Source organism: Enterobacter vonholyi (assembly GCF_040834095.1).
GTDB classification, from domain to species: domain Bacteria; phylum Pseudomonadota; class Gammaproteobacteria; order Enterobacterales; family Enterobacteriaceae; genus Enterobacter; species Enterobacter vonholyi.
Genome location: NZ_CP162152.1, coordinates 687732 through 711280, shown reverse-complemented (window position 1 = coordinate 711280; position 23549 = coordinate 687732). Strand labels below are relative to the sequence as shown.

The following is a 23549-nucleotide window of genomic DNA, read 5'->3' as shown; positions in this document are numbered from 1 at the left end:
CGCAAACGGGCAGGATTAACGCTGGTACTGCGCAGATGAGTAAGATAGTCTCTGAGCGTTTATAAGCCGTAGCCACTGATGACGGAACAATAAAATACAACGTATGAAAAAACGTATCCCCACCCTCCTGGCCACAATGATTGGCTCCGCCCTGTACAGTCAACAGGGTCTGGCGGCCGATCTCGCCTCGCAGTGTATGCTTGGCGTCCCAAGTTATAATCGCCCACTGGTGAGTGGCGATACAAATAGCTTGCCGGTAACTATTACTGCCGACAGTTCAAAAGGGACTTACCCTGACAATGCCACGTTTACGGGCAATGTAGATATTAACCAGGGCAATAGCCGCCTGCAGGCAGATGAAGTGCAGCTGCACCAGAAACAACCGGAAGGTGCGGCCGAGCCGGTACGAACGGTGGATGCGCTGGGTAATGTGCACTATGACGACAATCAGGTCATCCTGAAAGGTCCGAAAGCCTGGTCAAACCTGAATACGAAAGATACTAACGTCTGGAAAGGTGATTACCAGATGGTGGGTCGCCAGGGGCGCGGTGACGCAGACCTGATGAAACAGCGCGGTGAAAACCGCTATACGATCCTGGAAAACGGTACGTTCACGTCATGTCTGCCGGGTTCAAATACCTGGAGCGTGGTCGGGAGCGAGGTTATCCATGACCGCGAAGAACAGGTCGCAGAGATCTGGAACGCCCGCTTCAAGCTGGGTCCGGTGCCCATATTCTATAGCCCTTATCTGCAGCTCCCCGTGGGTGACAAACGTCGCTCCGGTTTCCTGATCCCGAATGCCAAATACAGCACCACGAACTACTTTGAGTTCTACCTGCCGTATTACTGGAACATCGCGCCAAACATGGATGCGACGATCACGCCGCACTATATCCACAAGCGCGGCAACATCATGTGGGAGAACGAGTTCCGCTATCTGACCCAGGCTGGTGCGGGTCTGATGGAGCTGGATTATCTGCCGTCGGATAAAGTTTTCCAGGACGAGCATCCAACCGAAGGCGATAAGCACCGCTGGATGTATTTCTGGCAGCATTCCGGGGTGATGGACAAGGTCTGGCGTTTCAACGTCAACTACACCAAAGTCAGTGACCCGAACTACTTCAATGATTTCTCATCCAAATACGGTTCGAGTACCGATGGTTATGCCACACAGATTTTCAGCGTTGGCTACGCGGTTCAGAACTTCGATGCGACGGTAACCAACAAACAGTTCCAGGTATTCTCCAGCCAGACGGCAAGTACCTATGGCGCCGAGCCTCAGTTGGACGTTAACTGGTACCAGAATGACGTGGGTCCGTTCGACACTCGTATTTATGGCCAGGCCGTGCATTTTGTGAACACCAATTCCAATATGCCGGAAGCCACCCGTGTTCACCTGGAGCCCGTTATCAACTTGCCATGGTCGAATGACTGGGCAAGCCTGAATACGGAAGCCAAGCTGATGGCGACCCATTATCAGCAAAAAAATATTGATGATTACAATACCAGCAACAACGCCCATCTTGAGGAATCCGTAAACCGTACGCTTCCGCAGTTCAAAATGGACGGTAAGCTGATCTTCGAACGCAATATGGCACTTCTGGCGGATGGCTATACCCAGACGCTGGAGCCACGTATGCAGTACCTGTACGTGCCTTATCGCGACCAGAGCAACATCAATAACTACGACTCCTCTTTACTGCAATCTGACTATAGCGGCCTGTTCCGCGATCGTACCTACGGCGGTCTTGACCGCATCGCCTCAGCGAACCAGTTAACGACCGGGGTCACATCGCGCGTTTATGATGACGCTGCCGTTGAACGTTTTAACGTTTCTGTTGGTCAAATCTACTATTTCACCGAGTCTCGCACGGGCGATGACAATATTAAGTGGGAGAAAGATAACAAGACAGGTTCGCTGATTTGGGCTGGTGACACCTACTGGCGTATGACCGATCGTTGGGGTCTGCGCGGCGGCGTCCAATATGACACCCGTCTCGACAATATCGCCAACAGTACGGCGGCGATTGAGTATCGCCGGGATGAAGATCGTATGGTGCAGTTGACCTATCGTTATGCCAGCCCGGAATATATTCAGGCGACGCTACCGAACTATGGTACTGCCGAGCAGTATAAAGACGGTATTTCGCAGGTGGGTGGCGCAGCGAGTTGGCCAATCGCCGACCGCTGGTCAATCGTAGGCGCTTACTACTTCGATACTAACGCCAATAAAGCTGCTGACCAGATGGTGGGTCTGCAATATAACTCCTGCTGTTACGCGCTGCGTCTCGGCTACGAACGTAAGCTTAACGGCTGGAACAGTGAAAACAATCAGAGCAAATACGATAACGTGATTGGCTTTAACTTCGAGTTACGCGGCCTGAGTTCCAACTACGGCCTGGGTACGCAGAAAATGCTGCGCTCGAATATTCTGCCGTACAGTAGCGCCTTGTAATGTGCTTGATTTGCAACGTAATCCGCTTTGCGGTTAATTGAAATGGAAAAAGTATGAAGAACTGGAAAACGCTGCTGCTCGGTGTCGCTATGGTTGCGAATACCAGCTTCGCCGCCCCCCAGGTTGTTGATAAAGTCGCTGCTGTGGTTAACAACGGCGTCGTGCTTGAAAGTGACGTTGACGGTCTGATGAAATCGGTGAAGCTCAATTCGGGTGAAGCCGGTCAACAGCTTCCGGATGACGCCACGCTGCGCCACCAGATCCTGGAGCGTCTGATCATGGATCAGATCGTTCTGCAGATGGGGCAGAAAATGGGTGTGAAGATCACTGACGAGCAGCTCGATCAGGCGATCGCTAACATCGCGAAGCAGAACAATATGTCTTTAGACCAGATGCGCAGCCGTCTGGCCTATGACGGCATCAGCTACGCCACCTACCGTAATCAGATCCGTAAAGAGATGCTGATTTCGGAAGTGCGTAACAACGAAGTGCGTCGCCGCGTGACTATCCTGCCTCAGGAAGTGGACGCGCTGGCAAAACAGGTGGGTAACCAGAACGATGCGAGCACAGAGCTGAACCTGAGCCACATCCTGATCCCACTGCCAGAGAACCCAACTTCCGATCAGGCTGCGGAAGCTGAAAGCCAGGCGCGTTCTATTGTCGAACAGGCGCGTAACGGCGGAGACTTTGGCAAGCTGGCTATCACCTACTCCGCTGACCAACAGGCGCTGAAAGGCGGCCAGATGGGCTGGGGACGTATTCAGGAGCTGCCATCCATCTTTGCTCAGGCGCTGAGCACGGCGAAGAAAGGGGATATCGTGGGTCCAATCCGTTCAGGCGTGGGCTTCCACATTCTGAAGGTGAACGATCTGCGTGGCCAGAGCCAAAATATCTCCGTCACCGAAGTTCACGCTCGCCACATTCTTCTGAAACCGTCACCGATCATGACTGACGATCAGGCGCGTGCGAAGCTGGAACAGATTGCAGCAGACATTAAGAGCGGTAAAACCTCTTTTGAGAAGGCAGCAAAAGAGTTCTCTCAGGATCCAGGCTCTGCTAACCAGGGCGGCGATCTGGGCTGGGCGGCTGCGGATATTTACGATCCTGCCTTCCGCGATGCGTTGATGAAGCTGAACAAAGGCCAGATCAGCGCGCCGGTCCACTCTTCGTTTGGCTGGCATCTGATCGAGCTGATGGACACCCGTAACGTTGATAAAACGGATGCGGCACAGAAAGACAGAGCCTACCGTATGCTGTTTAACCGTAAGTTCTCTGAAGAAGCAGCCACCTGGATGCAGGAACAACGCGCCAGCGCATACGTGAAAATTCTGAGCAACTAATGAAACAGCATCGTGTTGTTATCACGCCCGGCGAACCCGCCGGGATTGGGCCTGACCTCGTTGTCCAGCTCGCCCAGCGCAGCTGGCCTGTAGAACTGGTTGTCTGCGCCGATGCAACACTGTTACAAGACCGGGCAACGCTGCTCGGTCTGCCTTTAACGCTTATCCCTTACGTTGAAGGCCAACAGCCTGCACCGCAGCAAGCCGGTACACTCACCCTTCTTTCTGTTCCGCTTCGTACACCGGTTATTCCGGGACAACTCAGCACGGAAAACGGCCACTATGTCGTGGAAACCCTGGCGCGCGCCTGCGACGGTTGCCTGAAGGGCGAATTTGCCGCCCTGATTACCGGTCCCGTCCATAAAGGCGTCATCAACGAAGCGGGTATACCGTTTACCGGGCATACGGAGTTCTTCGAAGAGCGCTCACGTAGCCCGAAAGTGGTGATGATGCTGGCGACGGAGGAAATGCGCGTTGCGCTGGTGACCACCCATCTGCCGATCAAAGCCATTCCTGATGCGATCACCCCTGAACTCCTGCGCGAGATCATCGGGATTTTGCACCACGATCTGCAGACAAAGTTTGGGATACCGCAGCCGCATGTGCTGGTCTGTGGCCTGAATCCGCACGCCGGCGAAGGCGGGCACATGGGCACCGAAGAGATCGACACCATTATTCCGGTGCTCAACGAAATGCGGGCGAAGGGGATGAACCTCAGCGGGCCGCTCCCTGCAGATACTCTTTTCCAGCCGAAATACCTGGATAATGCCGACGCCGTGCTCGCGATGTACCACGATCAGGGCCTGCCCGTGCTAAAATACCAGGGCTTTGGCCGCGGGGTGAATATCACCCTCGGTTTACCCTTTATTCGAACGTCCGTTGACCACGGTACTGCGCTGGATCTGGCAGGCCAGGGGAAAGCGGATGTCGGCAGTTTTATTACGGCGCTTAATCTCGCCATCAAAATGATTGTTAATACTCAATGACTAATCGAGTCCATCAGGGCCACTTAGCCCGTAAACGTTTCGGGCAAAACTTCCTTAACGATCAGTTCGTGATCGAAAGCATTGTCTCGGCTATTAATCCGCAAAAAGGTCAGGCGATGGTCGAAATCGGCCCGGGTCTTGCCGCGCTGACCGAGCCGGTAGGCGAACGCCTTGACGAGCTGACCGTCATCGAACTGGACCGCGATCTGGCCGCTCGCCTGCAAACGCACCCGTTCCTCGGGCCGAAGCTGACCATCTATCAGCAGGACGCCATGACCATGAACTTTGGCGAACTGTCGGAAAAAATGGGCCAGCCGCTGCGCGTCTTCGGCAACCTGCCGTACAACATCTCCACGCCGCTCATGTTCCACCTCTTTAGCTATACTGATGCCATTGCCGACATGCACTTCATGTTGCAAAAAGAGGTTGTTAACCGTCTGGTTGCAGGCCCGAACAGTAAAGCGTATGGTCGTTTAAGCGTGATGGCACAATATTACTGCAACGTGATCCCGGTACTCGAAGTACCGCCGTCAGCGTTCACACCACCACCGAAAGTGGATTCAGCGGTTGTGCGCCTTGTACCGCACAAAACGAAACCGTATCCGGTTAAAGATCTGCGTGTACTGAGCCGCATTACCACTGAAGCCTTTAACCAGCGTCGTAAAACGATCCGTAACAGCCTCAGCAATTCCTTTACCGTTGAGGTGTTAGCCGAACTGGGAATCGACCCGGCAATGCGTGCGGAGAACATTTCCGTAGAGCAATACTGCAAGCTGGCTAATTACATCAGCGATAATGCGCCGCCGAAGGAGAGTTAAGCCATGATTGATTCGCCCCGCGTATGTGTCCATGTACAAAGCGTCTATGTTGAATCACAGTCATCACCGGACGAAGAACGTTTTGTCTTTGCTTACACCGTGACCATTCGCAATCTGGGGCGGACGCCCGTGCAGCTGCGCGGACGCTACTGGCTTATTACCAACGGCAATGGCCGCGAAATCGAAGTTCAGGGTGAAGGTGTGGTCGGTGAACAGCCCCACATCGCCCCTGGCGAAGAGTACCAGTACACCAGCGGCGCGGTGATTGAAACGCCGATGGGTACGATGCAGGGCCATTATGAAATGGTCGATGTCGATGGCAATGATTTCCGCGTTGCCATTCCCGTGTTCCGTCTCGCCGTAACCACACTTATTCATTAATCTAATGTCTACATATCTGATTGGCGACGTTCACGGTTGCTACGATGAACTGATCGCATTATTAAAACAGGTCAACTTTACGCCAGGACAGGACACGCTCTGGCTGACGGGCGATTTAGTCGCGCGTGGCCCCGGCTCCCTTGAAGTATTACGTTTCGTCAAATCGCTGGGCGACAGCGTCCGCATGGTGCTGGGCAATCACGATCTGCATCTGCTGGCGGTGTTCGCCGGGATCAGCCGCAACAAACCTAAAGATCGCCTCACTCCGCTGCTGGATGCGCCGGACGCGGACGATCTGATTAACTGGCTTCGCCGTCAGCCGCTGCTGCAGGTCGACGAGGAGAAAAAGCTGGTCATGGCGCATGCCGGGATCACCCCGCAATGGGATCTTGAGACGGCGAAAACCTGCGCGCGCGACGTTGAGGCGGTGCTGGCAAGCGACTCGTATCCTTTCTTCCTCGATGCCATGTACGGCGATATGCCGAACCACTGGAGCGAGGATCTCAGCGGTCTGGCCCGTCTACGCTTTATCACCAACGCCTTTACCCGCATGCGCTTCTGCTTCCCGAACGGACAGCTGGACATGTATTCCAAAGAGACGCCGGAAAGTGCGCCCGCTCCGCTGAAACCGTGGTTTGCCATTCCGGGGCCGGTGACAAGCGAGTACAGCGTGGTATTTGGTCACTGGGCGGCACTGGAAGGAAAAGGAACGCCGGAAGGGATTTACGGTCTGGATACCGGATGCTGCTGGGGCGGAGAGTTAACCTGCTTGCGCTGGGAAGATAAAGCTTACTTTGTGCAGCCGTCCAACCGACAGCTGGACTTAGGAGAAGGCGAGGCCGTCGCCTCCTGATACGCTATTCCCTCTCCCGGCCGGGAGAGGGAAAATCACTTAACGACGTTCCAGAATCTCGAAGCAGTAGCTGTGGGAGTTCTGTGCATCCGCGTCGTGGAATTCACTGAATACCGATTCCCACTCGTCCGGATCGTAGTCCGGGAAATGAGTATCCCCTTCCACTTCTGCATCAATGTGGGTCAGATACAGCTTCTGCGCTTTTGGCAGGAACTGCTCGTACACGCGCCCACCGCCGATCACCATGATCTCTTCGGCATTGCCGCATGCAGCAATCGCCTCGTCGACTGATTTAACCCATTCGACGCGATCGTCAGTGCCCGGCTGGCTGCTGATAACGATATTCTTACGGCCCGGCAATGGACGACCAATCGACTCCCAGGTCAGGCGGCCCATCACTACCGGCTTGTTTAACGTAGTACGTTTAAACCATGCGAGATCGGCAGGCAGGTTCCACGGCATGGCATTTTCCATACCGATAACGCGGTCCACCGCCAGCGCTGCAATCAGACTGATCATTGAAAATTTCCCGGATGCAAAAAATTGCCGCCACTATACGGAAAGCTTAATCTTTCGTCGACTGGCGGCAGAGTAAAGATAAAGAAATTTTTTAATATTGCTGGCAACTCCACTTCACGCGGAAGGTTTACTCTCCGGTTCGTCAGACGGATCGCCGGTATGCTTGCCCTCTTCCGTGCCCTGCCAGCCGTGACGCTGGATCAGCGACAGGTGATTACGGTCCTCGTTAATGATTTCCGTCAGCATGGCGCTGGTGCGTTTAAACACCGCCGCGCGCTCGGTGGCCGTACTCCCGGCCATCGCCGCCATCTCTTCGACCATCTCGGTGTTAAAGCGGCGGAACAGGTCCGCACGCTCACGCGCTTCATACGCGCCGAGCCCCAGATTTTCCAGCGCCATACGGCCAGATTTCAGCGCGCCTTCGAAGGTTTCACGCTCAGGGGCTTCTACGCCCGCTTGCCTGAGACGGATATAATGATCCACATCGCGGGCACGGGAAATAATGGTCAGATCCGGGAAATGTTCTTTCGCCATTTCCACCATCTGCATGCTGGTCTCCGGATCGTCAATCGCGTTAATCAATACCTCCGCTTTGGCCGCACCGGCGGATTCCAATAGATCGACGCGGGTCGCATCGCCGTAAAATACCTTCATATCAAATTTACGCAGAGTATCGACATGGTCGGGGTCGTGATCGAGGATAACCATTTTCACCCCGCTGGACAGCAGCAGACGGCCAACGATCTGCCCGTAGCGGCCAAATCCGGCAATAATGACGCGCGGCTGTTCTTCGTCAATTTCATCGGCTTCGCGCTCCTGCTCGCTACCCGATTTTTCCAGACGCGTCAGCACCACCAGCAGAACGGGCGTTGCGGCCATCGAGAGCGCGACCGCCAGCGTCAGCGCTTTCGCCCACTCGGGATCGAGCACGTTTGCCATCTGCGCAGCGCCAAAAACCACAAACGCAAATTCGCTCCCCTGCCCCAGCAGAACCGCAAACCAGCTGCGCTGCTTATTTGGAACCTTCAGCGGACGCGCAATCAGCCACAGCATTACCATTTTAATGATCAGGAAGCCGACGAGCAGGATGACGATCCGCAGCGGGTGCGTCACCAGCGTGCCGAAGTCGACGGACATCCCCACGCCGATGAAAAACAGCCCCAGCAGCAAGCCTTTAAACGGCTCGATATCGCTTTCCAGCGCGTGGCGGTATTCCGAGCTCGCCAGCAGGACGCCTGCGAGGAACGCCCCCATCGCCATCGACAGCCCGGCTTCTTCCAGCAGCAGACCAAAGCCAAACACCAGGAACAGCGCCACGGCGCTGAACACTTCGCGCAGGCCTGAACGGGCAACAAACCGCAGCAGCGGGCGAGTCACGTAACGGCCAAGCAGCACCACCAGCGCCAGCGCGCCCGCCACCTTCAGTGCCGACAGCGCGAAAGCGCCCAGCGTGGTAGAGGAACCGCTGGCTGCCAGCAGCGGGATCATCGCCACCAGCGGAATAGCGGCAATATCCTGGAACAGCAGCACCGAGAACGCGCTACGTCCCATCGGGGATACCGTCAGATTTCGCTCGTTCATCGCCTGCATGGCAATAGCCGTTGAGGAGAGCGCCAGCGTCATGCCGATGAGCTCTGCCACTTTCCAGTCCATACCCAGCAGGATGCAGAACCCACCCAGCAGCAGGCCGCAGGCCACCATCTGCAGTGCCCCTCCGCCAAATACCGAGGCGCGAAGCTTCCACAACCTCTGGGGATCGAGCTCCAGGCCAATCACAAACAGCATCAGCACAACGCCGATTTCAGCAAAATGGAGAATCGCCTCGGCATCCGTGACCAGTCGAAAGCCCCACGGCCCAATGACGCAGCCCGCAATCAGATAGCCGAGAACAGAGCCCAGCCCCAGGCGTACCGCCACGGGCACAATCAGCGCCGCCGCGCCGAGGTAAATCAGCGCCTGTATCAGCGTATGGCTATCCATGGTGCGTCTCCTGCCACTCAAGTAAGCGTTGTTTATAATGGCGAGCCTGCGCCTGTAGCGTTTCATCGTCGCAAACAAACGTGCAGTGCATCGCAAAAGGCGGGAGCCAGTTCAAACCGCAATAGAGCGCTGTCGCCTGCAGCGGCTGCGCCAGGACGTCAAAACCCGGGAAGGAACCGATATCAAAATGGCTTTCCCCACCGCCGGTGGTGACCGCCCACATCAGGCTTTTCCCTTTTAGCGCATGGCCGTTGTGTCCATACGCCCAGCCGTGGGAGAAGACTTTATCAATCCACAGTTTCAGCAGCGGGGGCGTGCTGTACCACTGCATGGGGTGCTGCCAGATAATCAGATCGGCACGAGAAAGCGCCTCCTGCTCGGCGGCGATATCGATATTAAAATCGGGATAAAGTTGATAGAGGGAACGTATCTCTACGTTATCAAGCGTCCTTACTTGCTCAAGCATCCGCTTATTCGCATGCGAGTGCTGCGGATAAGGATGGGCATAAATTATCAGAATCATTGATTAGCCTGTTGTTACTGCTTTCTTTTAACAAAAGAGTGTAGTCAGTAATTCAACAGGCTAATAGTGAATATTATTGACGGGCTTACGTCAGAATTCTGAATTAGTTATCCAGCTCGCCCATGGATTTCACCTGGTCGCGGTTGATCTGCTCGGTTTGACCGGTTTCGGCGTTTTTGTACGACACCAGACCGGTATCGTCATCCACCTGCGGTTTGCCGTCGGTGACGATGGTTTTGCCATCGGTGGTTTTTACGGCCTGATTAGACGAACAGCCCGCAACGGTAAACATTGCCGTAGCAGCCAGAACGGAAGCGATCAGTAATTTATTTTGCATGGTGTTTTCCCCTGCTCTCAGTTGAATTTCGTTATCGACCTAACCATTTTAGGCTAACTGACTGAAAGCGGATGAAAAACCAGAAGGTTCTGAAGATGGGGAGAATGCCCGGCAGCCGAACGGCACCGGGCATTTTTACTTACTTGCTAATCTGCGCGTGCATTTCCTGCACTGAAATCACCTTCTCGGTGGCATCCGCGTTCAGCGCCATAGCCGTTGCGAAACCGCCGTTCAGGGTGGTGTCGTAGTGCACCTTGTACTGCAGCGCGCTGCGGCGAATCAGCTTGGAGTCTTCAATCGCCTGGCGGCCTGCGGTAGTGTTGATGATGTAGGTGTATTCGCCATTCTTGATACGGTCCTGAATGTGCGGGCGACCTTCATGCACCTTGTTCACCAGACGCGGATTGATGCCGGCTTCACCCAGCACAATCGCCGTACCGTGGGTTGCGTCCAGCTCGAAGCCCTGTTTCAGCAGCTTGGCGGCCAAGTCAACCACGCGCTCTTTGTCGCCTTCGCGAACGGAGAGCAGCGCACGGCCTGATTTTCTCATGGTAGAGCTACTGCCCAGCTGCGCCTTCGCGAACGCTTCGGCAAAGGTGCGGCCCACGCCCATCACTTCACCGGTAGAGCGCATTTCTGGCCCTAACAGCGGGTCAACGCCCGGGAATTTGTTGAACGGCAGTACCACTTCTTTCACCGAGTAGTACGGTGGAATGATCTCTTTGGTCACACCCTGCTGCGCCAGCGTCTGGCCCGCCATCACGCGCGCCGCCACTTTCGCCAGCGGTACGCCGGTGGCTTTGGAGACGAACGGTACGGTACGTGCCGCACGCGGGTTGACTTCAATCAGGTAGACTTCGTTGTCTTTCACCGCGAACTGGACGTTCATCAGGCCGCGAACCTGCAGCTCGAAGGCCAGCTTCTGCACCTGCTGGCGCATCACGTCCTGAATCTCCTGGCTCAGGGTGTACGCTGGCAGAGAACAGGCGGAGTCGCCGGAGTGCACGCCTGCCTGCTCGATATGCTCCATGATGCCGCCAATCAGCACCATTTCGCCATCGCAGATGGCGTCAACGTCTACTTCCACCGCGTCGTCGAGGAAGCGGTCAAGCAGCACTGGCGCATCGTTGGAAACGCTCACTGCGGTCTGGAAGTAGCGACGCAGGTCGGCTTCGTCATAAACGATTTCCATCGCGCGGCCGCCCAGCACGTAGGAAGGACGCACCACCAGCGGGTAGCCAATCTCTTTCGCCTTCTCAACGGCCTGTTCGATAGCGGTCACGGTGGCGTTCGCCGGCTGTTTCAGCTTCAGACGGTCAACCGCCTGCTGGAAACGCTCGCGGTCTTCCGCACGGTCAATCGCATCCGGGCTGGTGCCGATAACCGGTACGCCTGCCGCTTCCAGCGCGCGCGCCAGCTTCAGCGGGGTCTGGCCGCCGTACTGCACGATAACGCCTTTTGGCTTCTCGATGCGCACGATTTCCAGCACGTCTTCCAGGGTAACCGGCTCGAAGTAGAGGCGGTCAGAGGTGTCGTAGTCGGTAGAAACCGTTTCAGGGTTACAGTTGACCATGATGGTCTCGTAACCGTCTTCGCGCAGCGCCAGCGAGGCGTGTACGCAGCAGTAGTCAAACTCGATGCCCTGGCCGATACGGTTTGGACCGCCGCCCAGCACCATAATCTTGTCGCGGTCGACTGACGGGTTCGCTTCGCACTCGTCTTCATAGGTGGAGTACATGTACGCGGTGTCGGTCGAGAATTCAGCCGCACAGGTGTCCACGCGCTTGTAGACCGGGTGCAGGTTGTACTGGTCGCGCAGCTTGCGGATTTCTGCTTCACGCACGCCCGCCAGCTTAGCCAGACGCGCGTCGGCGAAGCCTTTACGCTTCAGCACGCGCAGGAAGTCAGCGTCCAGGCCGGTGATGCCCAGCTCGGCAACCTGTTCTTCCAGACGGACCAGTTCTTCAATCTGCACCAGGAACCAGCGGTCGATGTTGGTCAGGTTGAACACGCCGTCCACGGACAGGCCCGCACGGAAGGCATCGGCGATGTACCAGATACGCTCTGCGCCCGCGTCTTTCAGCTCGCGGCGAATTTTAGTCAGCGCTTCCGGGTCATCCAGGCTCACTTTCGGGTCAAAGCCGGTCGCGCCCACTTCCAGGCCGCGCAGCGCTTTTTGCAGGGATTCCTGCTGGGTGCGGCCAATCGCCATCACTTCACCGACAGATTTCATCTGGGTGGTCAGACGGTCGTTCGCGCCCGCGAATTTCTCGAAGTTGAAGCGAGGAATTTTGGTCACAACGTAGTCGATGGACGGCTCGAAGGACGCAGGCGTGCGGCCACCGGTGATGTCGTTCATCAGCTCGTCGAGGGTGTAACCCACCGCCAGCTTCGCCGCCACTTTCGCAATCGGGAAGCCGGTCGCTTTCGACGCCAGCGCGGAGGAACGGGACACGCGCGGGTTCATTTCGATAACAATCAGGCGGCCTGTTTTCGGGTTAACCGAGAACTGCACGTTAGAACCGCCGGTTTCCACGCCGATTTCACGCAGTACCGCCATCGAGGCGTTACGCATGATTTGATACTCTTTGTCGGTCAGGGTCTGGGCTGGCGCAACGGTGATGGAGTCACCGGTGTGGATACCCATCGCATCGAAGTTTTCGATGGAGCAGACGATGATGCAGTTGTCGTTTTTATCACGTACCACTTCCATCTCGTACTCTTTCCAGCCAATCAGCGACTCGTCAATCAGCAGCTCTTTGGTTGGGGAGAGATCAAGACCGCGTTCACAAATCTCTTCGAACTCTTCACGGTTGTAGGCGATACCGCCGCCGGTGCCGCCCATGGTGAACGATGGACGGATGATGCACGGATAACCCACTTCAGCCGCAACGGCCAGCGCTTCTTCCATGTTGTGTGCGATACCGGAACGCGCGGTGTCGAGGCCGATTTTCTTCATTGCCACGTCGAAGCGGCGACGGTCTTCTGCTTTATCAATGGCGTCGGCGGTCGCACCGATCATGGTCACGCCGAACTCTTCCAGCACGCCCTGACGCTCCAGCTCCAGCGCACAGTTCAGCGCCGTCTGGCCGCCCATGGTTGGCAGCACCGCGTCCGGACGCTCTTTCTCGATGATTTTACGCACGACTTCCCAGTGAATCGGCTCGATGTAGGTTGCATCTGCCATTTCCGGGTCGGTCATGATGGTTGCCGGGTTGGAGTTCACCAGGATAACGCGGTAACCCTCTTCGCGCAGGGCTTTACACGCCTGCGCGCCGGAGTAGTCGAATTCGCAGGCCTGGCCGATCACGATCGGGCCAGCGCCAAGGATCAGGATGCTTTTTATGTCTGTACGTTTTGGCATTGTCTTCTCGGCTCCTGATTATTTAGCTGTCTTACGGTATTGCTCGATAAGTTCGATGAAGTGATCGAACAGCGGCGCGGCGTCGTGTGGCCCCGGGCTGGCTTCAGGGTGGCCCTGGAAGCTGAATGCTGGCTTATCGGTACGGTGGATACCCTGCAGGGTGCCATCGAACAGCGACTTATGGGTCACGCGCAGGTTAGCCGGCATTGAGGCTTCGTCGACGGCAAAGCCGTGGTTCTGCGCGGTGATCATCACCGTGTTGTTATCAATGTCTTTCACCGGGTGGTTACCACCGTGGTGGCCGAACTTCATCTTAACGGTGTTCGCACCGCTAGCCAGCGCCAGCAGCTGATGGCCGAGGCAGATGCCGAATACCGGGATGTCGGTTTCCAGGAAGGACTTGATGGCGGCGATGGCGTAATCACACGGCGCCGGGTCGCCAGGACCGTTGGACAGGAAAATACCGTCCGGATTCATCTTCAGCACGTCTTCGGCAGACGTTTGTGCCGGAACCACCGTCAGGCGGCAGCCGCGGTCAACCAGCATGCGCAGGATGTTGCGCTTGGCGCCGAAATCGTAGGCCACCACGTGGAACGGCAGCTCGCTCTCTTTTTTCGCTTCCGGCAGGTCGCCTTCCAGCGTCCAGCTACCCTGAGTCCAGCTGTAGGCTTCAGCAGTAGTCACTTCTTTCGCCAGGTCCATGCCGTTCAGGCCAGGGAAGGCTTTCGCTTTTTCCAGCGCCAGCGTCGCATCGAGGTTATCACCCGCGATGATGCAGCCGTTCTGTGCACCCTTCTCGCGCAGCAAACGCGTTAGCTTACGGGTATCGATATCGGCAATCGCCACGATGTTATGGCGCTTCAGGTAAGAAGAAAGATCTTCGGTATTGCGGAAGTTGCTGGCTATCAGCGGCAGGTCGCGGATGACCAGGCCTTGCGCATGTACCTGAGAGGATTCTTCGTCAGCCGCATTGGTGCCGACATTGCCGATATGAGGATAAGTAAGAGTAACGATTTGGCGAGAATAGGAAGGATCAGTGAGGATTTCTTGATAACCGGTCATTGAAGTATTGAAAACGACTTCCCCAACCGCCGAACCCGTTGCCCCTATGGCCCGACCGATAAACTGGGTTCCGTCTTCCAGAACCAATAGCGCTGACTTAATCAAAACACCCTCCAGAGAATATTCACTCACTTTATTTGCATATTAATTCATAACCGTGTCATGAATCAATGCAAATGTGTTGCCAGCGGATTTTTGGCAAACGGCGGCATTCTGGAGATTTGGTGGGTAAAAGTCAACTTAAAACGGATATTTTGTTTAGTGTTTTGCAGCCCTGGTGAGAGTAATGCGGCTTAAGCGACAAAAAGATCAGGTAAATCACCGCGGAAAACGCTTGCGCGCCGGGTTTAATAAAAAATGTCGTGTTGGAGCATGAAAAAGTGGACCGGATGGTCAAAAATTACATTTCAGTAACGTTAAAACGCTACAAGATATAGAAATTTAGAGGCTTAATTAAAAATAACACATGAAAAAGATAAAATAAAAGGGCAATAAAATATTGCCCTATGCAATCAAACAATTACGACTGCAATAACCACATCACGATGGGTAATAATGCTTACAAATTGTTGAGATCTAGCACATCTCGCATATCAAAAAGACCATTTTTCTTCTCTTTCAGCCACAAGGCGGACCGAACGGCACCATTGGCAAACGTCATTCGGCTGGACGCTTTATGCGTAATTTCGACACGTTCGCCAATATCGGCGAACATCGCCGTGTGTTCGCCGACGATGTCACCCGCTCGCACGGTTGCGAAACCGATGGTGCCAGGTACGCGTTCGCCGGTGTAGCCTTCGCGGGTATAGACCGCGCAGTCTTTTAAATCTTTATCAAGTGCATGAGCAATCGCTTCGCCCATCGCCAGCGCCGTCCCAGATGGCGCATCAACCTTGTAACGGTGGTGAGCTTCTACAATCTCGATATCGGTATAATTGCCCATCACCTTCGCGGCCTTCTCCAGCAGCTTCAGCATGACGTTAACGCCCACGCTAAAGTTTGCGGCGAAGACAATCGCAATCTCTTTGGATGCATCCTGGATAGCCTGCTTGCCCGCATCGTCAAAACCGGTGGTGCCAATCACCATCCCCTTGCCGTGCTGACGGCAAAACGCCAGATGCGTGAGCGTCCCTTCCGGGCGTGTAAAATCGATGAATACATCGAAGTCCTCTTTTACCGCTTCCAGACTGCTTTGCACGGTAACACCCGTGTGGCCAGCGCCCGCCAGCTCACCGGCATCGGTCCCCAGAAGCGAAGAACCTTCTCGCTCCAGTGCCGCGCCAAGCGCTACGCCATCCATCTGAAGTGCCGCCTGAATAAGCTGACGGCCCATACGTCCACCCGCGCCCGCAATGGCGACACGGATCTGTGCATCATGCATAGTTATTCTCTTACGTTAAAATGATGTAAACCGTTTTCAGATTAACCAGCCTTGAGAAGCACTGCCAACTGAAAACACCGATAATTAGAATTTAACGTGAAACCGACTTAAATATCAGTAAAAGACATGATTTTGTCGTCACGATAAAGTAACGGGTAAAAAAAAGGCCAGCACAGGAGGTGCTGGCCTTTCATCAGAAAAAGGACTATTCAACTTCGCGGGCGTCGATGCGCAGTTCTTTCGGGACTTCGAAAACGATGTTCTCTTCACGTCCTTCCAGCGGCACCGCTTCGCCGCCGCCCAGCTCCTGCAGACGGGAAATGACGTTCTGAACCAGAATATCTGGCGCAGACGCCCCGGCCGTCACGCCGACACAGGCCGCGTCTTTAACCCACGCTTCCTGAATATCCGACGCGTCATCAATCAGGAAAGCCATTTTCCCCATGCGTTGCGCCAGTTCGGCCAGACGGTTGGAGTTAGATGAGTTTTTGGAGCCGACCACGAGCACCACATCCGCCTGTTCAGCCAGCGCGCGCACCGCTTCCTGACGGTTAGTGGTTGCGTAGCAGATATCATCCTTACGCGGGCCGACGATTTTCGGGAAGCGCTGACGCAGGGCGTCAATCACGTCTGAGGTATCGTCTACGGAGAGCGTCGTCTGGGTCATAAACGACAGACGCGCTTCGTTTTTCACGTTCAGCGTAAGGACATCTTCAGGCGACTCAACCAGATACATCCCCCCTTCCGGGTTGCTGTACTGGCCCATGGTGCCTTCGACTTCCGGATGACCGGCATGGCCAATCAAAATCGACTCTTCACCACGACGGCTGGCGCGCGCCACTTCCATATGCACTTTTGTCACCAGCGGACAGGTAGCATCGAATACGGTCAGATCGCGGCTTTTTGCTTCGTTACGGACCGCCTGAGAGACACCGTGCGCGGAGAAGATCAGGATCGCACCGTCCGGTACTTCGCTGATCTGCTCAATGAAGATGGCGCCGCGCTCGCGCAGGCTGTCGACCACGTAGCGGTTGTGCACCACTTCGTGACGCACATAAATCGGCGCGCCGTAAATCTCCAGCGCGTTTTCAACAATGCTGATAGCGCGGTCTACACCGGCGCAGAAGCCGCGCGGGTTAGCCAACAGGATCTGCATTTCAGGCCTCCAGTGCAGGATCGATTTCCAGCACTTCAACATCAAAATGAACGGTACGCCCGGCAAGCGGATGGTTGAAGTCAACGGTAATGGAGTCGCCGTTGATTTCGCGGATCACGCCAGGCATTTCGCTGCCGTCCATAGCGGTAAAGAGCATAATCGCGCCGATTTCCGGTTCACCCGCATCCATAAACTCGCGGCGCGAGAAATACTGGATCAGGTCCGGACTCGGCACGCCAAACGCGGCATCCGGCTCCAGCGAAAAGGCTTTTTTCTCTCCCTCTTTCAGGCCCAGAAGCTGCTGCTCAAGACCTTCAGACAGGGAGGTATCGCCAAGACGAAACAGGGCCGGTTTGCCGTTATTGCGGGTGGATTCGGCCGTGGAGCCGTCATCCAGCTTCAGCGTGAAGTGAACGAGAACCGCGCTGTTGCTCTGTACGGATTTAGACATGCAAATTGCTCGCTTGTTTTGCCCGGTGGCATTACACCACCGGGCGAGTGTGTTACGCCTGCTCTTTCGCAGCCGGTTTAGGCAAGAAGCCTTCCAGCACGATTAACGCCGCACCGATACAAATTGCCGTATCGGCCAGGTTAAAGGTCGCGAAATGCCAGTCGCCGACGTAAAAGTCAATCATATCGACCACAAAGCCGTGCCACAGGCGGTCAAACAGGTTGCCCAGCGCGCCGCCAATGATCAGCGCGTAGGCGATGTTATTCAGCTTTTGCGTGGCCTTCGAGCGGTACATCAGCACCGCCAGGATCACGCAGATACCCAGAGCGATACCTGCAAAGAACCAGCGCTGCCAGCCACCGCTGTCGGCAAGGAAACTAAACGCTGCGCCGTAGTTACGCGCGTAGTGCAGGTTAAGCGACGGGAACAGCGGGACCGTCTCCCCCAGAGAAAAATTCTGGAGTATCAGGAATTTGCTGCCCAGATCGATAATCAGCACCACCACAACCAGCCACAGCCAGCGCAGTCCTGTTGAACAGAGAGTTTTACTCATCAGGCAAACTTACGTTTTTCGCCGTCACCGGCGACGTTGCTTACACAGCGTCCGCAGATGTCTGCGTGTTCCGCCACCTGACCGACATCGGTAGTGTAATGCCAGCAACGCGGGCATTTCTCACCGTCGGCTTTGCTCAGCGCGACTTTCAGTCCTTTGAGCAGTTCGCTCTGCTGAGCATCAGCAGAAGCCTCGGCATAATCCGCAACTTTCGCACCGGAGGTCAACAGGACAAATCGTAATTCATCGCCCAGCGCGATCAGCTTCGCCGCCAGCTCCGGTTCAGCGTACAGCGTGACTGCCGCTTCCAGAGAGCCGCCGACTTTCTTGTCTGCACGCGCCTGCTCGATAACCTTGTTCACTTCGCCACGCACCTTCAGCAGCTCGTCCCAGAAGGCATCGTTCATCGCTTCGGTGCTGGAGAGATCGAACAGACCTTCGTACCACTCACCCGTGAAGACATACTTCTCACGGTCGCCAGGCAGATAGCCCCAGATTTCATCCGCGGTGAAGGACATGATCGGCGCCATCCAGCGTACCAGCGCTTCTGCGATGTGGAACAGCGCGGTCTGGCAGCTACGACGCGCCACGCTGTCCGCTTTCGCGGTGTACTGGCGGTCTTTGATGATGTCGAGGTAGAACGAGCCCATCTCGATGGAGCAGAAGCGCATCAGGCGCTGCACCACTTCGTGGAAGTCGTAAGACTCATAGGCTTTCAGGATATCGTCCTGCGCCGCTTTCGCGCAGCCTACCGCCCAGCGGTCCAGCACCACCATCTCTTCCGGTTTAACCATGTCTTTTGCCGGATCGAACCCGTTCAGGTTCGCCAGCAGGAAGCGCGCGGTGTTACGGATACGACGATAGCTGTCGGCAGCACGCTTCAGGATCTCGTCAGACACCGCCATTTCGCCGGTGTAGTCGGTCGACGCCACCCACAGACGCAGGATGTCTGCGCCCAGTTTGTTCATCACATCCTGCGGAGAAACGGTGTTACCGATAGATTTGGACATCTTACGGCCCTGACCATCCACGGTGAAGCCGTGAGTCAGTACCTGACGGTAAGGCGCTTTACCCTTCATGGCGGTGGAGATCATCAGAGATGACATGAACCAGCCGCGGTGTTGGTCCGACCCTTCCAGATACATATCGGCAGCGTGACCGGCGAATTCCGGACGCACGTCAACCACGGAGGAGTGGGTCGACCCGGAGTCGAACCACACGTCCAGGGTATCCGGCACTTTCTCGTAGTTATCTGCATCAGCGCCCAAGATGTCGCGGGCGTCGAGATCCCACCACGCCTGAATGCCGTCAACTTCGACGCGCTTCGCCACTTCTTCCATCAGTTCCAGGGTATTCGGGTGCAGTTCCTGCGTCTCTTTGTGCACGAACAGAGACATCGGTACACCCCAGGTACGCTGACGGGAGATACACCAGTCAGGACGGTTAGCTACCATGGATTCGATACGCGCCTGGCCCCAGTCAGGGATCCACTGCACGCCTTTGATCTCTTTCAGAGACTGCTCACGCAGGCCTTTCTGATCCATACTGACGAACCACTGCGGGGTCGCACGGAAGATGATCGGGGTCTTGTGACGCCAGCAGCACGGATAGCTGTGCTGCATTTTTTCTACGTGCAGCAGCGCGCCGCTGGTACGCAGCATGTCGACGATAATGTCGTTCGCTTTGAAGACGTTGATACCATCCAGCGCCGGGTAGGTGCCAGGCAGATAAGAACCGTCCGGGCCGACCGGGTTAGCGATTTCCAGACCGTACTTCAGGCTGATGTTGTAGTCGTCAGGACCGTGGCCACCGGCGGTATGCACCGCACCGGTACCCGCTTCCAGCGTCACGTGATCGCCCAGGATCGCCGGAACGTCGAAGTCCAGGAACGGGTGCTTGAAGCGCATCAGCTCCAGGGCGTCACCTTTCACGGTGCCCAGCACGGTGTAGTCACTGATATGCGCGCGCTTCAGCACGCTCTCAACCAGATCTTTCGCCAGGATAACCGCCTGACCGTCAATCTGCACCAGTGCGTATTCGAACTCACCGGACAGGGAGATCGCACGGTTGGCAGGCAGAGTCCACGGGGTGGTGGTCCAGATCACCAGAGAGATCGGGCCGTTTACCGAGGAGACGCCAAATTTAGCCTTCACCGCATCCTGATCGACGGCATGGAACGCCACGTCGATAGATGGGGAAGTTTTGTCGTAATACTCCACTTCCGCTTCTGCCAGCGCAGAGCGGCAGTCCACGCACCAGTGCACCGGCTTAGCGCCTTTGTGCAGGTGACCGTTACCGATGATTTTGCCCAGCGCACGGATGATGTTGGCTTCAGTTTTGAAATCCATGGTCAGGTACGGGTGCGACCAGTCGCCCAGCACGCCCAGACGGATGAAGTCAGCGCGCTGACCGTCGACCTGCGTGGCTGCATATTCGCGACACTTCGCACGGAACTCGGCGGCGGTGAACTTCTCACCCGGCTTGCCGAACTCTTGCTCCACTTTCAGCTCGATTGGCAGACCGTGGCAGTCCCAGCCTGGAACGTAAGGCGAGTCATAGCCCGTGAGCCCTTTGGACTTCACGATAATGTCTTTCAGAATCTTGTTAACCGAGTGACCAATATGAATGCTGCCATTCGCATATGGAGGGCCATCATGCAAAATGAAGGTTTTTTTGCCTTTTTTGGCTGCACGAATGATGCCGTACAGGTCATCATCGGTCCAACGCGCCAGCATTCCCGGTTCGCGCTTGGCGAGATCGCCGCGCATCGGGAACCCTGTTTCCGGCAAATTCAGGGTTGATTTATAGTCACTCATCAGATTCTCGGTTCCGTATTTATCACGTAGGCAGTTAAGCCGGGTTCAAAGCCCAAAAAACTCGCGGGCCGTCAATTCATCTCGCGCAATTTGCGCTTTTAGTTCATCCAGCGAACCAAATCGCTGCTCGTTGCGTATTTTTTTACGCAGTATCACATCTATATGGCGACCATACAGGTCCATTACAACGTCCAGCAGGTGCACTTCTAGCTGTTGACGCACACCCGCGACGGTCGGACGCGTGCCAATGTTGGCGACGCCGTAGAACGGCTTATCGCCCAGTCCTGCCACTTCCACCGCATAAACCCCTTTAACCGGGGAAACCTGACGACGCAGCGGTATATTCGCCGTCGGGAAGCCTATCGTGCGGCCCAGCGCATCGCCATGGACCACGCGGCCAGAGATAGTAAACGGATGCCCCAGCAGGGTTTCAGCCGTATCCAGTTCATCATCGGCCAATGCCCGGCGAACCGCCGTGCTGCTGACGCGCACGCCGCCTTCGCAGAAGGTCATCGCGCTGGTGACGTCAAAACCGTACTCCAGACCAGCCTTCTGTAATAGCAAGAAATCGCCCTGACGACCAGCGCCAAAGCGGAAATCATCGCCCACGGCGAGAAACTGCACGCCAAGGCGCTTAACCAGCAGGTCGCTGACGAAATTTTGTGCTGTCAGCGCGGCAAAGCGGCGATCGAAACGTACACACAATACATAGTCCACGCCGGACTCCGCCAGATAGCGCAACTTCTCGCGCAGGCGAGTGAGGCGGGCGGGAGATTTATCGCCCGCGAACAGCTCCAGCGGCTGCGGCTCGAAAATCATCACTACAACAGGCAGGCCGCGGGCCTCCCCTTCTTTACGCAATCCCTGCAACAGCGCCTGATGACCACGATGCACGCCGTCGAAATTACCAATAGTCAGCACGCACCCGTGCGGTGCGCTGCTGAGATTATGTATGCCGCGTATCAGCTTCATGTCTGGCTCAAAACAGTGAAAATCGCCAAAGTATACCTTGTACAGCGGTTAAGGTTAACCGGCGATTGTTCGCGCAAAACAGAAAGCCGTAATGATTTCATCAGGCTGACCTTTCGCAGCGAAAAAATCTGCTCGTGAACTGCGATTTTTATGCCGAAAGGCTGTATTCAGGGAAGACAAGCTGGTAGAATCCTGCGCCATCACTACGTAACGTAGCGTCGCTAATTAACGGCGCTTATTTGCACAAATCCATTGACAAAAGAAGGTAAAGAGGGCATATTCCTCGGCCTTTGAATTGTCCACATAGAACATATTTGGGAGTTGGACTTGGCTAATATCAAATCAGCTAAGAAACGTGCCGTTCAGTCTGAAAAGGCTCGTAAGCACAACGCAAGCCGTCGCTCTATGATGCGTACTTTCATCAAGAAAGTATACGCAGCAATCGAAGCAGGCGATAAAGCTGCAGCGCAGAACGCATTTAACGAAATGCAACCAATCGTGGATCGTCAGGCTGCTAAAGGTCTGATCCACAAAAACAAAGCAGCGCGTCATAAAGCAAACCTGACCGCGCAGATCAACAAACTGGCTTAATCGCTACTTGTTGTTGCTTGTTTAAAGAACCCGCTTAACGCGGGTTTTTTTATGCCTTCAGATTGCCGGTGGCGTAAACAGCGCCGAGTAGTCACGGTTACAGATTCGCTGCACCGCCGGGTGCTGAATCATCCTTTCGGCAAATATGGCGTGATACTCCTCCATCACGTTATCCACTCTGCCTATCTCCGTAATCTTATCGTCCGAATAGAGATCGTGCGCGTACAGCGTCGGCGCAACGAAGATGGCGTTATGCGCTTCGCCAAAGGCTTTCATCAGCGCCGCATCGTCAAACTCTCCGAGAATTTCGACCTTTAGCCCCTGCGAGTTAAACCAGTTCAGCAGCTTGCGTCCCAGCATTGAGCGCCTTCCCGGCACCAGCAGGCGGCGCTCTTCAAGGCACGCGGGGAACGGTTTTTCCGGCGGCGGATTAATGCACCAGAAGCTCACGCCGCATTCGCCAATTTTTACCGAGAACAGCCCTTCCTGCTGGGTGGAATCAATCGGACAATCCGAGATAATCATATCCAGCTTGTGCTGGCTTAGCTGTTCCAGCAGCATCTCGTGGGTGGATTCAAAGCAGCGCAGATGAATTTGTTCATCTTCAACCACCGCCGCGTCCAGCACGCCGCTCACCAGCCGTTTGGACAGCGCATCCGCCACGCCCACGTCAAAGAGCAGGTTCGACTCTTTGCGGTAGTTGACAATATCCAGCATCTCCTGGCTCAGGGTGAACATCTTGTCCGCGTAGCGAAACACCAGCTCGCCCAGTTCGCTGGGTTCAATCCCACGCCCCTTACGCTTGAACAGCTTGCCCTGCAAACGCTCTTCCAGCGCCTTGATTTGCCCGGTAATGGTTTGCGGCGTCAGGTAGAGCGCCTCTGCCGCTCCCACCACCGAGCCCTGCTTATAGACGTGCCAGAAGTAGTACAGATGGTTGTAATTTAAATGAGACATCTCGTCTTCTCTCCCTGAGTGTGTATCGGGAGAAGGATCGCCTCCTCCCGGTGT

20 protein-coding genes and 1 pseudogene are annotated in these 23549 nt (G+C 55.5%); 7 read left to right on the top strand and 14 right to left on the bottom strand.

What is annotated here, in order from left to right; translation table 11 throughout:
- The first annotated feature begins 103 nt into the window (after window positions 1-103).
- The 6 genes from lptD to apaH are packed head-to-tail and all read left to right on the top strand — an operon-like array spanning window position 104 to window position 6833.
- Complete coding sequence (gene lptD / locus AB3N39_RS03360; protein WP_111964063.1) at window positions 104-2455, top strand: LPS assembly protein LptD; 2352 nt, start codon at window positions 104-106, stop codon at window positions 2453-2455.
- 53 nt (window positions 2456-2508) lie between these two features.
- Entirely contained in the window at window positions 2509-3795 is a 1287-nt protein-coding gene (surA, locus tag AB3N39_RS03355; protein ID WP_115876459.1) for a peptidylprolyl isomerase SurA, read from the top strand.
- Window positions 3795-4781, top strand: a complete 987-nt coding sequence (pdxA, locus tag AB3N39_RS03350; protein WP_032660737.1) for a 4-hydroxythreonine-4-phosphate dehydrogenase PdxA — start codon at window positions 3795-3797, stop codon at window positions 4779-4781. The genes surA and pdxA overlap by 1 nt, the downstream gene beginning before the upstream one ends.
- Window positions 4778-5599, top strand: coding sequence for a 16S rRNA (adenine(1518)-N(6)/adenine(1519)-N(6))-dimethyltransferase RsmA (gene rsmA, locus AB3N39_RS03345; RefSeq protein ID WP_023310362.1), 822 nt, complete (start codon window positions 4778-4780; stop codon window positions 5597-5599). The genes pdxA and rsmA overlap by 4 nt, the downstream gene beginning before the upstream one ends.
- Window positions 5600-5602: 3 nt before the next feature.
- The gene (apaG, locus tag AB3N39_RS03340; protein ID WP_008502021.1) at window positions 5603-5980 is read left to right on the top strand and encodes a Co2+/Mg2+ efflux protein ApaG; all 378 of its coding nucleotides are present in this window, start codon (window positions 5603-5605) and stop codon (window positions 5978-5980) included.
- A gap of 4 nt (window positions 5981-5984) precedes the next feature.
- Window positions 5985-6833, top strand: coding sequence for a bis(5'-nucleosyl)-tetraphosphatase (symmetrical) ApaH (apaH, locus tag AB3N39_RS03335; protein WP_367897074.1), 849 nt, complete (start codon window positions 5985-5987; stop codon window positions 6831-6833).
- Window positions 6834-6872: 39 nt separating this feature from the next.
- Here the strand turns inward: apaH and folA are convergent, their stop codons facing one another.
- The 13 genes and pseudogenes from folA to AB3N39_RS03270 form a co-directional block, all read right to left on the bottom strand.
- On the bottom strand, window positions 6873-7352 hold the full coding sequence (folA, locus tag AB3N39_RS03330; protein ID WP_008502023.1) for a type 3 dihydrofolate reductase: 480 nt from the start codon (window positions 7350-7352) through the stop codon (window positions 6873-6875).
- A gap of 114 nt (window positions 7353-7466) precedes the next feature.
- A complete protein-coding gene (gene kefC / locus AB3N39_RS03325) occupies window positions 7467-9332 on the bottom strand; it encodes a glutathione-regulated potassium-efflux system protein KefC (protein WP_367897073.1) in 1866 nt (621 codons plus the stop codon).
- Window positions 9325-9855, bottom strand: coding sequence for a glutathione-regulated potassium-efflux system oxidoreductase KefF (kefF, locus tag AB3N39_RS03320; protein WP_047173708.1), 531 nt, complete (start codon window positions 9853-9855; stop codon window positions 9325-9327). Before kefF ends, kefC begins: the two co-directional genes overlap by 8 nt.
- Window positions 9856-9958: 103 nt before the next feature.
- Window positions 9959-10192 carry a YgdI/YgdR family lipoprotein gene (locus AB3N39_RS03315; protein WP_003856439.1) on the bottom strand — a complete coding sequence of 78 codons (234 nt, stop codon included), beginning with the start codon at window positions 10190-10192 and terminating at the stop codon, window positions 9959-9961.
- Between the two features lie 139 nt (window positions 10193-10331).
- Window positions 10332-13556: a carbamoyl-phosphate synthase large subunit gene (carB, locus tag AB3N39_RS03310; RefSeq protein ID WP_111964067.1), complete on the bottom strand. Its 3225-nt coding sequence runs from the start codon at window positions 13554-13556 to the stop codon at window positions 10332-10334.
- An 18-nt stretch (window positions 13557-13574) separates the two neighbouring features.
- Entirely contained in the window at window positions 13575-14723 is a 1149-nt protein-coding gene (gene carA / locus AB3N39_RS03305; RefSeq protein ID WP_010427050.1) for a glutamine-hydrolyzing carbamoyl-phosphate synthase small subunit, read from the bottom strand.
- Window positions 14724-15177: 454 nt separating this feature from the next.
- On the bottom strand, window positions 15178-15999 hold the full coding sequence (gene dapB / locus AB3N39_RS03300; RefSeq protein WP_133293759.1) for a 4-hydroxy-tetrahydrodipicolinate reductase: 822 nt from the start codon (window positions 15997-15999) through the stop codon (window positions 15178-15180).
- A gap of 205 nt (window positions 16000-16204) precedes the next feature.
- The gene (ispH, locus tag AB3N39_RS03295) at window positions 16205-17155 is read right to left on the bottom strand and encodes a 4-hydroxy-3-methylbut-2-enyl diphosphate reductase (protein WP_115876464.1); all 951 of its coding nucleotides are present in this window, start codon (window positions 17153-17155) and stop codon (window positions 16205-16207) included.
- Between the two features lies 1 nt (window position 17156).
- Window positions 17157-17606: an FKBP-type peptidyl-prolyl cis-trans isomerase gene (fkpB, locus tag AB3N39_RS03290; RefSeq protein ID WP_003856450.1), complete on the bottom strand. Its 450-nt coding sequence runs from the start codon at window positions 17604-17606 to the stop codon at window positions 17157-17159.
- A gap of 52 nt (window positions 17607-17658) precedes the next feature.
- Window positions 17659-18159, bottom strand: coding sequence for a signal peptidase II (lspA, locus tag AB3N39_RS03285; protein ID WP_127729576.1), 501 nt, complete (start codon window positions 18157-18159; stop codon window positions 17659-17661).
- Window positions 18159-20975: an isoleucine--tRNA ligase gene (gene ileS, locus AB3N39_RS03280; protein WP_115876466.1), complete on the bottom strand. Its 2817-nt coding sequence runs from the start codon at window positions 20973-20975 to the stop codon at window positions 18159-18161. The genes lspA and ileS overlap by 1 nt, the downstream gene beginning before the upstream one ends.
- Window positions 20976-21020: 45 nt before the next feature.
- Complete coding sequence (gene ribF, locus AB3N39_RS03275; protein WP_032644021.1) at window positions 21021-21947, bottom strand: bifunctional riboflavin kinase/FAD synthetase; 927 nt, start codon at window positions 21945-21947, stop codon at window positions 21021-21023.
- 7 nt (window positions 21948-21954) lie between these two features.
- Window positions 21955-22173: pseudogene (locus AB3N39_RS03270) on the bottom strand (DUF2575 domain-containing protein).
- 101 nt (window positions 22174-22274) lie between these two features.
- Between AB3N39_RS03270 and rpsT the strand changes: the two are divergent.
- Window positions 22275-22538 carry a 30S ribosomal protein S20 gene (gene rpsT / locus AB3N39_RS03265; RefSeq protein WP_003856458.1) on the top strand — a complete coding sequence of 88 codons (264 nt, stop codon included), beginning with the start codon at window positions 22275-22277 and terminating at the stop codon, window positions 22536-22538.
- Between the two features lie 57 nt (window positions 22539-22595).
- Here the strand turns inward: rpsT and nhaR are convergent, their stop codons facing one another.
- Window positions 22596-23495: a transcriptional activator NhaR gene (gene nhaR, locus AB3N39_RS03260; RefSeq protein ID WP_032660752.1), complete on the bottom strand. Its 900-nt coding sequence runs from the start codon at window positions 23493-23495 to the stop codon at window positions 22596-22598.
- Window positions 23496-23549 lie beyond the last annotated feature (54 nt).